The following is a 14,247-nucleotide window of genomic DNA, read 5'->3' as shown; positions in this document are numbered from 1 at the left end:
TTCCGTCTCCTCACACAGCTTCCGCGCGCACCGGGTGGTGCACGCCCGGACCGCCGCGGCCGGCGAGCCGGCGCACGGCGAGGCCCACGACCGCGAAGCCGGCGCCGATCCCGGCCCAGCCCCAGAACCCGTGGGAGAGGGCGACGGTGGTGCACAGGATCGGCCCGGCGAGCACCCCGACGCCCGAGGTCATCTCGAACACGCCCTGGTACTGGCCGTGGGCCCGCGGGTCCGCCAGGTCGTAGCTCAGCGTCCAGCTGCTCGCCGACGTCCACATCTCGCCGAGGGTCAGCGCCACCGCGCCGGCGACCAGGAGCACCACCGTCCAGGCTCCCCCGGTCCGGCCGGTCAGCCCGAACACCGCGCAGCTCGCGGCCAGCGCGAACCCGCCCGCCCGCATGACGCGGGCGGCGCCGCCCACCGTGGCCGCCCCGGCCGAGGCCCGCACCTGCAGGGCGATCACCATGGCGGTGTTGACGAACAGCAGCACCGAGACCAGCGGTCTCGGCGCGTCGGTGTGCGCGGTCACCCACAGCGGCAGGCCCACGGTGAGCACGCTGTCGCGGACCTCCATCAGCCCGCACAGCAGGCCGACCACCACGTACCGGCGGTCCCGCAGGGCGAGCCGCCCGGTCCGCTCCCGTGGCCGGGCGGGCACCCGCGCGCCGGGAACCGCCCGCACGAGCAGGGCGGCGACCCCGATCACGACGGCGTTGCCGAGGATCACCACCAGGTACGCCGGCCGGGTGTCGAGGTACAGCGGGACGGCCGCGGCCACCGTGCCCAGCGAGATTCCGATGTTCTGCACGGACCGCTGGTAGGCGCGGAACTTCGCGCGCGCGCCGACCAGGTGCGCGATCAGGGCGCTCTCGCCGATCTGCCGCCCGGTGCGCAGGGACGCCACGAGCAGGTGCACGACGGCGAACCCGGCGAGGCCGGACACCAGCGCGTAGGCGGCCACCGCGCCGGCCAGCGCCAGCCCGAGCCGGACCGCGACCGGGCGGGCGCCGTGCCGGTCCACGAGCGGGCCGACCACCACCGCCAGTGCCATCGACGTCAGCGCGGCCGCGCTCTGCACGGTCCCGACGGCGCTCGGGGCCAGCCCGACGACCCGGACGAAGAACACGGCGTTGCACGCCATCGCGGCGCCCTGGCCGACCGACTGGGCGAGGGTCGCGCCGAGCAGGTACCCGCCGCCGGAGGCCGCGAGTTCGTGCCGCAGCCCGGCCGGCCGGGCTGTCGGCGCCGGTTCGTCGGTCACGCGGGCGTTCCCCGGACCCGGCCGCCGTCGGCCGCCGTCATGCTCCGGGTCGCGGCATCGATCGCGAAGGCGGTGAGCTGCGCGGCCGCGCGGGCGACGTGCGCGGCCCCGGACGGGCCGTGGTGGCCGCCGTCCCCGAGTTCGGTGCGGAGCAGGATCACGTTGCCGTGCGTGTCGGCCTGCCGCAGCGCCGCGGTCCAGCGGGCGGGTTCGTGCACCAGCACCCGCGGGTCGTTGGCGTAGGCGGTCACCAGCAGCGGCGGCCGCGGGCGGTCGGAGACGTTCTCATAGGCGACGTACCCCCGCATGCTCCGGTAGATCGCCGGGTCCCGCGGGTCACCCCACTCCTCCCACTCGTTGATCGTGAGCGGCAGCTTCTCGTCCAGCATCGCGTTGAGCAGGTCGACCGCCGGCGCTTCGGCGATGATGCCCGCCCACTTGCCCGGCTCGTCGGTGTAGGCCTGCCCGACCGCGACCCCGCCGGCGCAGCTGCCGCTCGCGACCACCCCGGCCGGGTGCGCCCAGCCGGTCGCCACCAGGTGGTCGCGGACGGCGACCAGGTCGTGGAACGACGACGGCGTGGCGGCCATGCTGCCGTCGAACCAGCCGCACCGGCCCAGTTCGCCGCCGCCGCGGACGTGCGCGATGGCGTACACGAACCCGCGCTCCAGCAGGCTGAGCACGTCCTGGGAGAACGACGGCTCCCACGGCCGTTCGTAGGCGCCGTAACAGGACACGACGGCGGGGTTGGCGCCGTCGGGCCGCACGTCGGCCCGGTGGGCCAGGGTGACCGGCACGGCCGTGCCGTCCGCGGACTCGGCGAACACCTTCGTGGTGCGGAAGCGCGCGGGGTCGAAGCCGGTCACCGCCGGCGGCGGCAGGAGCTCGTGCGCGCCGGTGCGCAGGGAAAGCCGGTGGTGCCGCGGCGGTGCGGACAGCGTGTGCTCGGCGAGTTCGACCTCGTCGGCCTCGTACCCGGTCCGCTGGTCCATCTGGACCCGCAGGGCGTCGCGCCTGCCCTCGAAGACCAGGCAGCCACCGGGGCTGTCCGGGGTGATGTCGCGCGTGCGGCCGTCCGGGCCCAGCAGGGTGAACACCGTCGTCCCCCGCCGGTACCCGCTCAGCAGCAGCCCGGCGGCGAAGACGTCGAGCCGCTGCCACGCCGTGTCCGGGCGGCGCGGCAGGATTTCCCGCCACCGCTGGGTTTCCAGCTCGGCGAGCGGGAGCCCGACGAGCCGCCGCTCTTCCCGTCCTTCGGCGACCAGCGCGACCAGCCGGTCCTGCCCGGCGGTGCGCTGGTGGTCGGCGAAGTACACCTGCCCGTGGCGGCGCGGGAACACCGGGCGCGGCGGGGCGGTCAGGTCGCCCGCGGGGAGCAGGAGTTCTTCGGTGGTGGTGCGGCTCTGGTTCGTGACGACCAGCCAGTCGCGGGTGCGGGTGGCGCGGACGGTCGTGGTGAAGTGTTCGTCCCGCTCGTCCCACAGCACCGCGTCCGGGGCGCCGGGATCGGCGGTGAGGTCGTGCGCGAGCACCCGGTACGGGCGCATCGCGGCGTCGTGGACGACGTAGCAGAACTTCGCCGAAGACGCGTCCCACACGCCGGTGTAGTACGTCTCCTGGCGCGTACGCGGCAGGTCGGTGCCGGTGGTCAGGTCCCGGAAGCGGAGTTCGTAGGACTCGTAGCCGACGTGGTCGACCGAGTAGGCCAGCAGGCGGCCGTCCGGGCTGGGTTCGAAGACGCCGATCCGGGTGAAGTCGTGGCCGTCGGCGAGTTCGCCGAGGTCCAGCACCACTTCCGGCTCGCCGGTCCCGCGCACGTCCCGGCGCAGGTACCGGGTGTAGCGGCCGCCCTCGTCGGGCGGCCGGGTCGTGTACTCGTGGTGCCCGATCCGCCAGGAGAAGGACCGGCCGGCCGCCGTGCGCCGGGCCGCTTCCGCCACCAGTTCCCCGACGAGCGGGTCGAGATCCTGCGCGTAGCCGTCGAAGTACTCGCGTTCGGCCTCGAGGTAGGCCCGCAGCCGGGGGTCCGCGTGGTCGCGCATCCAGCCGAAGTCGTCGACGACCGGCTCGCCGTGCAGGGTCCGTTCGACCGGCTGCACCGGGGCGGACGGCGGGGTGCCGGAACCGGTGGTGTTCACAGTGCCTCCCTCGGGGCGGGGTTCGCCGTGGCGGTCAGGCCGAAGCGGCGCCACCACGAGGTTTCCCCGCGGGCGCCGGACCGGCTGAACGAGATGTGCACGTGGTCGGTGTGCGGGTGCGGCCCGGTGTACGGGCGCCAGCCCTGGGCGGCCGCGTACGCACCCCAGATGCGGGAATCCCAGATCAGGTACATGACCCCGAAGCGGCGGGCCGCCGCGAACGGGTTGCCGTGCCAGTCGGGCGCGAGCAGCCACGACAGCAGCGCGTCCGCGACCTCGCCCTGGGTGTCGCGGCACACCTTCCAGTCCCAGGCCCGGCCTTCCTTGTGCTCGCTGCGGCCGGCGACGTGCGGGGCACGGACGATGCCGAGGCTCCCGGTGTCCGGGAACGCTTCGAGCACGAGGTCGCGGAAGGCCGTGACGCCCGGCTGGGGTACCGGCGAGGAGCCGGTCTGCGGGTCATAGGCGGCGGGCTCGTCGATGCCGGGCCCGAAGCCGCGCAGCGCCGCGGCCAGTCCCTCGACGGTGCCGGCCCGCCGTCCCGGCCCGGGCCACGTCGTGGCGGTGACAGTGCTGATGGCTACCTCCCTGGCGACGGGACCGGGTGGCGGCGCCCGGCGAGGCGCCCGTTCCCCCTCGGTTTTTCGCTTGCCGGACACGGAAAACGCCGCAGCCTCGCCGTCTCTCGCGGGCCGGGGCGGATGCGGCCGGGAACGGACGGGGGTCGGAGGTGATCACCCGGCGCCCCCCTCGGAGCCGGAACCTTTCCCGGCTCAGGATGGCAATAGTTGGCAACCTTTGTCAAATGGTGACTTGTGCGCCCCCGCGTGAATCGCCGCGAAGATCGACTCAACCGGACTCGGCACCCACACGGCGGGATGCGCGTTCGGCCGCCCGTTGCCGGAGATCTACTCCGTCCGCCCTGCGACTTCGCGAACGTGCAGCGCCGGGGCTTTGTCGAACTTCGACCGGTTTGCCGCGCAGTTCATGAATCGTTTTTGGCGGGGCGCCGCCAGCAGGCGTACGAGGTCTTCACCCGGATGCGCACTGTTACGCCGGGATCCGTATCGAAACCGGACCGTTACCGAAACCGGGGGTCGGGGATGAAACGCCGGGGCCTGGCGCACCGACTAGTACAGCGGGTGACCATCCCGCTACGCGAAACGGAGCAGCCGGCTGGGCTACCCGCACGAGAGCTGGTTCCGCGGGATGCGGCCCGGGGGTCCAGACCACTTTGTGGGGACGGGGAGAAGATGCGCCGGACATTCGTCGTCGCCGACATCGTTCGTCCTGCCGGGTACGAAGACCGGCTCAAACGGGTGCTCACCGACCTGCACGACGGCCTGGGGCCGACGCTCACCGCCGCGGTGCTCGGGCTGCGCGCGGCCCGCGACCTGATCGCCCGCGACCGGGCGAGCGCCGAGCGCCTGCTGGCCCGGCTCGAGGACGAGCTCCACAGCGCGATCACCGACCTGCGCCGCATCGTGGCCGACGCGCGGCCGCCTGCCCTCGACGACGCCGGGCTCGTGCTGGCCGTGCGCCGGTACGCCACCACGCTCACCGACCGGGTGCCCGCCGAGCACGGCCCGCTGCGGGTCGAGGTCGAGGTGCGCGGCGAGCTGCCGGCGTTGTCGGCGGAGGTGGAGATCACCGCGTACCGGATCATCCGCGAGGCGCTGGTGAACGTGGCCCGCCACTCCGGGGCCCGGCACTGCACAGTGCACCTGTGGCCCCTCGACGGCGACCTGCACGTGGAGATCGTCGACGACGGCGTGGGCACGGACGGGGAAGCGCTGCCCGCGGTCGGCGGGACCGGGCTGCGGTCGATGCGGGAACGCGCCGGCGACCTCGGCGGCGGCTGCCGGGTCGAGCCGGTTTCCTCCGGCGGCACGCGGATCGCCGCGTGGCTCCCGATCGCGGCCGGGAAGTGAGCGATGTTCGGCTCCCTGCGCGTCCTCGTGGTGGACGACCACCCCGTCTTCCGGGCCGCGCTCTGCGCGATGCTCGACGCCACCGACGGCATGGAGGTCGCCGGCGAGGCGGCCGACGGCCTGACCGCGGTCGCCGACGCGGGCCGGCTGGAACCCGACGTCGTGCTGATGGACCTCAACCTGCCCGACCTCGACGGCGTCGAGGCGACGCGGCGGATCGTGAGCGCGAGCCCGCACACCGGCGTGCTCATGCTGACCATGTTCGAGAACGAGGCCGCGGTGTTCGCCGCCATGCGTGCCGGCGCCCGCGGCTACCTGCTCAAGGGCGCCCGCAACGAGCAGATCATCCGCGCGGTCCGGGTGATCGGCGACGGCGAGGCCATCTTCAGCCCGGCGATCGCCACCCGGGTGCTGTCCCTGCTGGGCACGGCGACCCCGCGCGACGAGTCGTTCCCGCGGCTGACGTTGCGGGAACAGGAGATCCTGCGGCTCGTCGCGCAGGGCATGGGCAACGCGTCGATCGCCGAAGAGCTGGTGCTGAGCCAGAAGACCGTGCGCAACCACGTGTCCCACATCTTCCGCAAACTCCGGGTCACCGACCGCACCCAGGCCATCGCGAAGGCCCGGGAGGCCGGCATTGCCCGATCGGAGTAAGGAAAGCGGGACAGATCGGGACTCCCTGTCCCTGTTCGGCGGCCGCCCGTGGCCCGATCCTTGGTGGGGGGAACCGACGTCGTTCGAGGGAGGGCTTCGCCGATGATCACCGACCAGGTCCCGGTGCTGCTGCACGCCACCGACACCATCACCCACGCGGGTGTCACCGCCGCGCTGCGGTCACGCCCCGAAATCCGCCTGGCCGACGGCGACCCCGGTGAGCCGGCCGTCGTGCTGGTCATCGTGGAGCGGCTCAACGACGAGGCCCGGCAGCTGCTGCGCAGTCTCCAGTGCGCCAACCACGCGGGCATCGTGCTGGTCGCCGGCGAGGTGGAGGACTCGGAACTGCTCGACGTCGTGGGAACCGGCGTCTCGGCGATCATCCGCCGCGCCGACGCCACCCCCGACACGCTGGTGCGGCTCGTCAAGGCCGCCGCCGCCGGCGAAGGGGCGCTGCCGCCCGACCTGCTCGGCCGCCTGCTGTCCCGGGTGTCCCGGCTGCAGCGGGACGTGCTGCACCCGAACGGCTGGGACCTCGCCGGGATGTCCCAGCGGGAGACCCGGGTGCTGAAGCTGGTCGCCGACGGGTTCGAAACCAAGGAGATCGCCGACCAGCTGAGCTACTCCGAACGGACGGTGAAGTCGATCCTGCACGACATCACCAACCGCTTCCAGCTCCGCAACCGCGCCCACGCGGTGGCGTTCGCCATGCGCGAAGGGCTGATCTAGCACGGTTCACTCGACCCGGCCGGAGAAGGAGACCGACGGCGTGCAGTGGCCCCGATCCCCCGGGTTCTGGCAGCTGACCGCGAGCACGACCTTCTCCCCCGGCTGGAACCGCCAGGCCTGCAGCCAGTGGTGGTCGAGGTCGCGGAAGTTGGCCAGGCCGACCTCCAGCAGAACGCTCTTGGTGCCGTTGGAATCCCGCAGCAGGCGCAGGGTTCCGTTGTCACCGCGCGGGTTCTGCAGCACGAGGTCGGTGATCACCAGCGTCTTGTTCGGATCCGGCAGCGTGTAGGGGAATTCGGCGAACCGGTTGACGTTCGAGTCGATGTTCGCGTCGGCGGCGACCCGGAAGTCCGTCGGCGTCCCGTCGGCGGCGTTCGCGGCGCGGCTGGGCGTGGCCCCGGGACCGGAGCCGGGCGCCGGGTTGTCGCCGGGCGGGGTCAGGCCGACGGCCTTCATCGCCTGCTCGGAGTTCTGCTTGGCCTGGTCGGCGTTCTTCTTCGCCTGGTCCGCACCGGCCCCGGCGTCCTGCGCGGCCTTCACGATCTGCTGGTTCTGTTCCGCGGCGGCCTCCCGGGCGGCCGACTTCACGGCGGGCCGCAGCACGGTGAACCACAGCGTCACCAGGGCCAGGAGGAGAACGAGCAGCGCGGCGAGGGCGGGCAGCAGCCACTTGGGCAGCAGCTGCCGCTGCACCATGGTGCCTTCGGTCTTGAGGGGCTCGGCCCCTTCGGCGGTGACGAACACCTGGAAGCGGTGCCGGATCGGCTGCCCGCGCAGGAACCGCTTCCGCGGCTGGGTGCGCATCCGGATGAACGCGGCCGTCCCCGGCGCGAGTTCGGCCCGGTCGCGTTCGAGCCGGAAGTCCAGCTCGTCTTCGGGATCGAGCGGGCTCAGCTCCACCGCCACCGGCCGGTTGCCCCGGTTGTCGACGGCGACCTCGAAGTCGGCCTTGGACGCGCCTTCCACCTTGGCCGGCACGAGTTCGGCGGTCACGTCGGTGAAGGCGCCGAGCTGGACGGTACCCTCCTCGACGACCGAGCCGGCCGGGTCTTCGCTCGAGAACACCCGCACCCCGAACGGAATCGTCCCGGCGGGCACGTCGGAGGACCGCGGTGGCGCGAACCGGACGGTGACCGTCCCGGTCTCCCCCGGCATCAGGTTGATCGTCGCGGGTTCCGCGGTGGCCCAGCCACTCGCGTCGCCCACCACGTCGATGGTGAACTGGTCGACGACCTGCCCGGCGTTCCGGACGGTCACCGAGCAGCTCGTCTCCTGGCCCGGTTCCGCGACCAGGCCGGCCTCGGACAGCGTCGCCGTTGCTCCCATGCCCGGAAGTCTCCGCGCCCGGCTGTGGTTGCGGCACCAGCGGACGGGTGTGCGGCCGTGCGCCTGTGGTTGCCCGTACGGGCAGCGGCTGCAGGCGAGCCGATTCCGGCCACCACGGTTCGCTGTGGCGGCGGATGCGGGCCTGCGACGGCAGGAATTCCGGCCATCGCTGCTACCCCACTGCCGAACCTGCTGCGGTAGTGGCGGTTACAGGCCGGCGAGGCAAGCAGCGGCCGCTCTCGCCCCTTGCGGCCGCAGGAGTTCTGACCGCCGCCGCAGCCCGCCGCGGCGGCGGGGCTGGGCCGGCGATGCGAGCCGGATCGCAGAGGCCGCAGGAATCCCGGCCATCGCCGCTACCCCACTGCCTAACCCGCCGCGGCCGCGGCGGATCCGGGCCGGCGAGGCGAACAGCAGCCGCTCTCGCCCCCCGCGGCCGCGGGAATCCCGGCCACCGCGCCGCCACCACCGCCGGCCACCACGGCCCGCTGCGGCGGCGAGGGGTCCGGACCCCCGCCGCCTTCCGTCAGCCCCGGGTGATGAACGGCGGTTGCTCCGTGCGCAGCACCACCAGGATCGGATTCGACTGCACCGGACCGAACTTCGGCCCGCTCACCGACGTCACCGACAGCGTGCGCGGCCCGATCAGGTCGTGGTGGAACAGCAGGAACTGCGCCTGGAAGGTCCCGTCCACGCCCACCGTCACCAGCCCCGGGGTCGCCGAGATGCCCGCCGACCAGGCCAGCCGGACCGTCGACCCCGGTGGGAAGCCGGTGCCCGTCACGCGCGGGACGAAGCCGAGCGCGCCGATCGCCGGGTCCACCGTGACCACCGGCTGGCGGACCACCACCCGTGCGGTCGCCGTGTTGTCCCGTGCGTCGGTGTCCGGGCCGCTCGTGCTGACCGTGCCGGACACCGGTGCGTCGACGGCCGCCTTGGCCGCCAGGGAAATCCGGACCTCGACCGTCTGGCCCGGGGTCAGCGTCCCGAGCGCGCAGCTGCCGCCGCCCGGCGTGCAGCCCGTCGGCACCGATGTCGCCGGCAGCTGCGGCGGCAGCTGGGTGACCAGGCGGACGTCCGGCATCGGAGCTCCGGAACCGTTGTGCACCAGGAAGGTCAGCCCGACGTCGTCGCCGCCGGTGAACAGCGGCACCGCCGACACGGCCATCCCGACCGACAACGACCCCGGCGTGACCGGCGGCACCGGCTTCTCGGCCACCTTCACGACGGCCGTGGCGGTGTTGTCGCGTGCGTCGGCGTCCTGGCCGGTCGTCGTCACCGTGCCCGTCGCGGCCTGCGCCCCGGCGACCACGCCGGCGGCGCTGAACCGCACCCGCGCGGTTTCGCCCGGTGCCAGGCTGCCGAGCACGCACACGAGATCCGCGGTGCAGGTGCCCTTCGTCGTGATGGGGGCCTGCGGCTGCAGTCCCGCGGTCAGCCGGACGAACAGCCCCACCCCGGGCGACGCCGCGATGCCGTGGTTGGTGACGGTGAACTCGAACGTCGTCAGGCCGCCGAACGGGATCGAGGGCGGAACGGCGGTGGCGGTCACGGCGACGTCCGCGATCCGCTGGAAAGCCGGTTCCGCGGCGCCGCCGGGCCCGCGGATCAGCGGCGCCGGCGGGCCGCCGGCCGACGGCACGATCAGGACGCTCGGCTGGGACTCACCGGGGGTGCTGTCGAAGGCGACCGAGGTGCCGTCCGGCGACCAGGCCGGGTTGTCGACGGATCCGGCGTCCGCCACCAGGACCCGCCCGGGCCCGCCGTCCGCGGGAGCCAGGCAGATCTGCCGCCGGTCGTTCTGGAACGCCAGCGCGGTGCCGTCCGGCGAGACGTCGGCCGAGCCCTGCCGGCCGGTCCCGCACGGCGATCCGAACGACGGCGAGAGGTTCCGCTGGGTCCCCGCGACGACGCTGTCCGTGCCGAAGCTCAGCGAGACCTGCCACAGCTCCTGCCGGAACTCCCCGCCCGGGTCGACCGCCATCACGGCGGTCTCGGTGGCGGTGCCGTTCCGCCCGGTCGCCGTGCACGTCACGGTGGTGGCGCCGACCGGGAACAGGCTGCCGGACGACGGCGTGCAGAACGGCGTGAGCGGGGCTTCGCGGTCGGCGTCGACCGCGGTCGCGGGGTACTCGATCACCGTCGGCGCGGTGCCGGTCACGGTCTTGTCGTGCACCGTGATCAGCGGCAGCCGCGGGTCCTTGACGCGCACGGTGACGTCCTCGGTGTAGCCGGGCCGCGCGGTGGGTTCGCCGTCCAGGCGGAACTCGACCCGGCAGTGCAGCAGCGAACCGATCGGCGCGGTGGGCGAAACGGTGGCGGTTTCGACGAAGTTCGCCTTGGTCCCGCCGGGAACCTGCTGCGTCCCGTCGGGGCTGAACGTCATCGTCAGGCCCGTGTCGCAGTACGGCACCGGCTGCACCTTCACCTTGAGGTCGGTGATCCCGCGGATGATCGCCTGGCTGACCTGGCCGACGTCGGTGCTTTCGGTCAGGACGCCGTCGGTGGCCTTCGTGACGGCGGTGGCCTGGCCGCGCCCGTCGAGGGACCCGTCCGTTTCTTCGTCGAAGCTCTCGCCGGAGCCACCACCGGTGCTGGTGATGGCGGGCACCGCGACCACGCGGATCTTTGCGGCCTTCAGCGCGTCGACGACGGCCGTGGTGGTCGGGAACGTGCCGCGCTTGTCGTCGGCCGGTGATTCGTGGCTGGCGGCGTCGCCGACCAGCACGACGATCCGGTTGCTCGTGTCGCGGAAGGAGACCGCGCCGGTGGAAAGCTTCTGCAGGGCGACGTACCAGTCCTCGGCGGTGTCGTCGCCGCCGGTCGCGGTGATCCGGCCGAAGGCGTCGGTGAGCAGCTGGCGCTGGGCGGCGTTCTCGACCGGCGTGAGCGGCTGCTGGACGTAGAACGACCGCGGCGGGTCCGGCGGCGAGCCCTCGCTGGGGTGGTCGTCGACGAGGTCGCCGTACGCGGCGACCGCGAAGTGCGCCGACGGCTGGACCTTCAGCACCTCGTCGATGACCTTGCCGAGGTTCGCCTTGACGTCGCCGATCACGCCGCCCATCGAGCCCGTCTGGTCCATCAGCAGCACGATGTCCGGGTTCGGCGGGACCCGGTCGGTCTCCACCGTCTTGGGCACCGAACCCGACGAGCCCTGCCCGACCGGCATGTCCACCACCGCCGGGTCCACTCTGGACGGTCCGGGCGGTGCGGTGCGGGCGGCCGCACGGGTCAGCGTGAGCTTCGTGCCGTCCGCCGACCACACCGGCTGCGAGTCGCGGGCCCGCAGGTACGGCGGGATCGGGATCTCGCCGAGGATCCGGCCGTCCGCGACGCGCGCGATCCGCACGGTGTCGGCGCGGCTTTCGTTGCGGATGGCCGAGCGGGTGAACGCGATCATCGTGGCGTCCGGCGACCAGGCGGGGTGCTGTTCGCCCTTGGTCCCGTCCACCGGGCCGGTCAGCGGGCGGGGTGCGCTGCCGTCGGCGTTCGCCACGACGATCTCGTTGTCCGGGGACTCGCCGGTGCCGGTCTGGGTGTAGGCCAGCAGGGAGCCGTCGGCGGAGAAGGCGGGGTCGGACTCGTCGGCGTCCGGGCGGTTCGTGAGGTCGCGGCGGTCGCCGCCGGTCGCGTCGGCGGACCAGATGTCGGTGGTGCCGCCCGAGCGCAGCTCGGTGAACACCGGCTGCCCGCCGGGGCGGAACGTCGGCTCGGTTTCGCCGGTGCCGGGCAGCGCCGAGATGACCGAAACCTTGCCGCCGTCGATCTCCTTGACGTCGCCGAGCGGGTCCTGGGCGCGGGTGCTGAACGCCAGCCGGGTGCCGTCCGCCGACCAGGCGGGCTCGGCCGAGTCGCCCGGGTCCGGCACCGCGCGGGTGACCGCGCCGCCGGTCTCGGCCATCAGGACCACGTCGCCCGCCGGGTGGAAGCGCGTGGTCGTGAAGGCGATCCGGCCCGGCCCCCACGCCGGCTGGGTGTCGGCGGCCGGGTCGGCGGTCAGCCGCACCGGCGTGCCGCCGGCCGCCGGGACGGCGTAGATGTCCCCGGCCGGGTCGTCGCGGGTGCTGCTGAACGCGAGGCGGGTGCCGTCGGGCGACCAGCTCGGCGAGTCGTCGGCGGCCGGCCCGGACGTCACCTGGCGCAGGCCGCGGCCGTCCACGCCGACGACGAACAGGTGCCGGCTGCCGGTGCGGTCCGAGGCGAACGCGACCGACTTCCCGTCGGGCGACAGCGCCGGATGGAGGTCGGCGGTGTCGTCGTCGGTCAGCTGCACCGGGGCCCGGGCGCCTTCGCGCAGGTACCAGAGTTCGCCGTCGCGTTCGGCGCCGCCGGGCGCCTTGGCGCGGTGGCTCACCCAGACGATGCCGCCGGTGGCCGCCGAGGCGTCGGAGTCGACGCCGCCGGCCGCGGCAGGCAGCGCGGGCACCGCGCCTTCGCCGGTGGCCTGGTACAGCCCGGTCGTGGCCGCGCTGACGTACCCGACGCGGTAGGGCGCCGGTCCCGGTGCGGGTGCCTGCGCCGCAGTCGGTGCCTGCGCCCCGGTGAGCGCCCAGCCGCCGAGCAGCGCGACGACCGCGACACCCGCCACCGCTCGGTTCGCGCGCATGGTCGGTCCTCCCCAAGAACTTCGGTGGCTCAGCCGGCTTCGAACAGCTCGATCTCGGAGATCGCGACGTCCGAGCCGTTGAGCGAGCGGTGCAGCCCGACGACGTGCAGCTCGACGCTGGTCGCGCCTTCGCTGTTCTCGATCGGGACTTCCTGGGCGTCCGGCGTGTCGGCCAGCGCCATGTCGTAGGTCTTGCCGGTGGAGAACACCAGGTGCAGTTTCTGCGGCCGGTGCTCGGCCTGGAAGTTCGCGGCGTCGCCGGAGTAGACGATCGCCTTCCGCAGGTCCGCCGGGTGGTCGAAGGTGAACACCAGCGCGGGTTCCCGGTCGGTCGGGGCCGCCCAGAAGGTGTTCTTGGCGTTGTCGGTGACCAGCGGCGCCGGGTGTCCCGCGGTCTGCGCGGTCGCGGTCACCTTGACCGGGTGGACCGGGTTCAGCTTGGCCTCGAAGATGCCGGTGACCTGGCTCCACAGCCCGGTCGCCGCGGTGTTGATCGCCCCGCGGAACGGCTGGTACAGCGCGTAGACCAGGGCGGAGAGCACCAGGAACACCGCGATGGCCCGGCGGACGACCTTGCCGACGGCCCGGCGCGCCCCGCGGGCCCGGCCGGTCCGGCGGCGGACGCCGTCCTTGCCCGGCCGCTGGCCCGCCAGGTGCTCCTTCGGTTTCCGGCCGAACACCCGGCGCCACCACGACGTCTTGACGGCCACGGACTCGGCCAGCGAGGCACCGCAGCGGCTGCAGAAGTTCCGGGTGGGCGCGTTGCCCTTGCCGCACCGGCCGCAGATCAGGTCGCCGGGGTTGAGCACCTGCTCCTCGACGGTCTGCTGCACCGGCTGCCGGACCGGCGCGATCGGTTCGGCCGGCTGCACGACCTGCTGTTGCTGCGCGACCGGCTGCGGCCGGACGGCGACCGGCTGCTCGTCGTCCCACTTCAGGTAGCGGCCGCATTCGCCGCAGAACTCGACGTCGGCGGGCCCCTGGTGCCCGCACTCCGCGTAGATGACCATCCGCTAGCCCTCCAGGACTTCCACCGCGACCCGCACGTGGGCGGGTACCGCGTCCACGACCGTCGCCGTCAGCCGCCGCACGTCGACCCGCGCCGGGTCGGGCACCCGCACGCGCACCTGCACCCAGGGCGGCCCCGGGTCCGGCAGCGGCGCGCCGGGCTGGGGCGATTCGACGACCCCGCCGCTGTCGGTCACTTCGACGGCGCCCCCGGTGAGCAGCCGCACGTGTTCGGCGAGCCCGCGCCGCGTCCCGCGCCACCGGTGCAGCTCGACCGAGCTCGTCACCAGCTGCCGCAGCTGCGCGGGGCTCCAGCTCTCGTCGACGCGCAGAGCCACCCAGGTGGCCAGCCAGCCGACGAAGTCTTCCGGCGCCAGCCCCGGGTCGAGGTAGCCGGCAAAGTTGTCCAAAGTGGACAGCACGGGCGCGAGGACCTCGTCGAGCGCACCGGTGAAGCCCTGCACGAACCGGTCCTCGGCGTAGACGGCGGGAAGCTGCTCGCCGATCGGGTGCGGACTCGGCAGCCCGGCAACGCCCGCCCTCATGCCCCCACCTCCCGCCCGAACACACGAGATGCCCGTCCAATCACGCGAGATG

General features: G+C 73.7%; 10 protein-coding genes. 3 read left to right on the top strand and 7 right to left on the bottom strand.

Annotation, left to right across the window (positions count from 1 at the left end; all coding sequences use genetic code 11):
- Positions 1–10: 10 nt before the first annotated feature.
- From OO60_RS01985 to OO60_RS46285, 3 genes are read right to left on the bottom strand one after another with little or no spacing between them, the layout of a single operon-like run.
- A complete protein-coding gene (locus tag OO60_RS01985) occupies positions 11–1,261 on the bottom strand; it encodes an MFS transporter (RefSeq protein ID WP_051767614.1) in 1,251 nt (416 codons plus the stop codon).
- Entirely contained in the window at positions 1,258–3,399 is a 2,142-nt protein-coding gene (locus tag OO60_RS01980; protein WP_003097055.1) for a prolyl oligopeptidase family serine peptidase, read from the bottom strand. The genes OO60_RS01985 and OO60_RS01980 overlap by 4 nt, the downstream gene beginning before the upstream one ends.
- Positions 3,396–4,058: a VldE C-terminal domain-containing protein gene (locus OO60_RS46285; protein WP_003097053.1), complete on the bottom strand. Its 663-nt coding sequence runs from the start codon at positions 4,056–4,058 to the stop codon at positions 3,396–3,398. The genes OO60_RS01980 and OO60_RS46285 overlap by 4 nt, the downstream gene beginning before the upstream one ends.
- A 594-nt stretch (positions 4,059–4,652) precedes the next feature.
- On the opposite strand from OO60_RS46285, the gene OO60_RS01970 reads away from it, so the two are divergent.
- The 3 genes from OO60_RS01970 to OO60_RS01960 all read left to right on the top strand — a co-directional run bounded on the left by OO60_RS01970 (position 4,653) and on the right by OO60_RS01960 (position 6,713).
- Positions 4,653–5,330: a sensor histidine kinase gene (locus OO60_RS01970; protein WP_003097050.1), complete on the top strand. Its 678-nt coding sequence runs from the start codon at positions 4,653–4,655 to the stop codon at positions 5,328–5,330.
- Between the two features lie 3 nt (positions 5,331–5,333).
- Entirely contained in the window at positions 5,334–5,984 is a 651-nt protein-coding gene (locus tag OO60_RS01965; RefSeq protein WP_003097047.1) for a response regulator, read from the top strand.
- 102 nt (positions 5,985–6,086) lie between these two features.
- A complete protein-coding gene (locus OO60_RS01960) occupies positions 6,087–6,713 on the top strand; it encodes a response regulator transcription factor (RefSeq protein WP_003097044.1) in 627 nt (208 codons plus the stop codon).
- Positions 6,714–6,719: 6 nt separating this feature from the next.
- Here OO60_RS01960 and OO60_RS01955 read toward each other — a convergent pair whose 3' ends face one another.
- From OO60_RS01955 to OO60_RS01940, 4 genes are all read right to left on the bottom strand, one after another.
- Positions 6,720–8,039, bottom strand: a complete 1,320-nt coding sequence (locus tag OO60_RS01955) for a COG1470 family protein (RefSeq protein ID WP_003097041.1) — start codon at positions 8,037–8,039, stop codon at positions 6,720–6,722.
- Positions 8,040–8,562: 523 nt separating this feature from the next.
- On the bottom strand, positions 8,563–12,642 hold the full coding sequence (locus OO60_RS01950) for a DPP IV N-terminal domain-containing protein (protein WP_033260684.1): 4,080 nt from the start codon (positions 12,640–12,642) through the stop codon (positions 8,563–8,565).
- Positions 12,643–12,671: 29 nt separating this feature from the next.
- Positions 12,672–13,652: a zinc ribbon domain-containing protein gene (locus OO60_RS01945; protein WP_033260683.1), complete on the bottom strand. Its 981-nt coding sequence runs from the start codon at positions 13,650–13,652 to the stop codon at positions 12,672–12,674.
- Positions 13,653–13,655: 3 nt separating this feature from the next.
- Entirely contained in the window at positions 13,656–14,195 is a 540-nt protein-coding gene (locus OO60_RS01940) for a phage tail protein (RefSeq protein WP_033260682.1), read from the bottom strand.
- Between the last annotated feature and the right edge of the window lie 52 nt (positions 14,196–14,247).

It is taken from the genome of Amycolatopsis vancoresmycina (assembly GCF_000716785.1).
Lineage (GTDB): Bacteria > Actinomycetota > Actinomycetes > Mycobacteriales > Pseudonocardiaceae > Amycolatopsis > Amycolatopsis vancoresmycina.
This window is presented reverse-complemented; position numbering and strand designations above follow the sequence as displayed.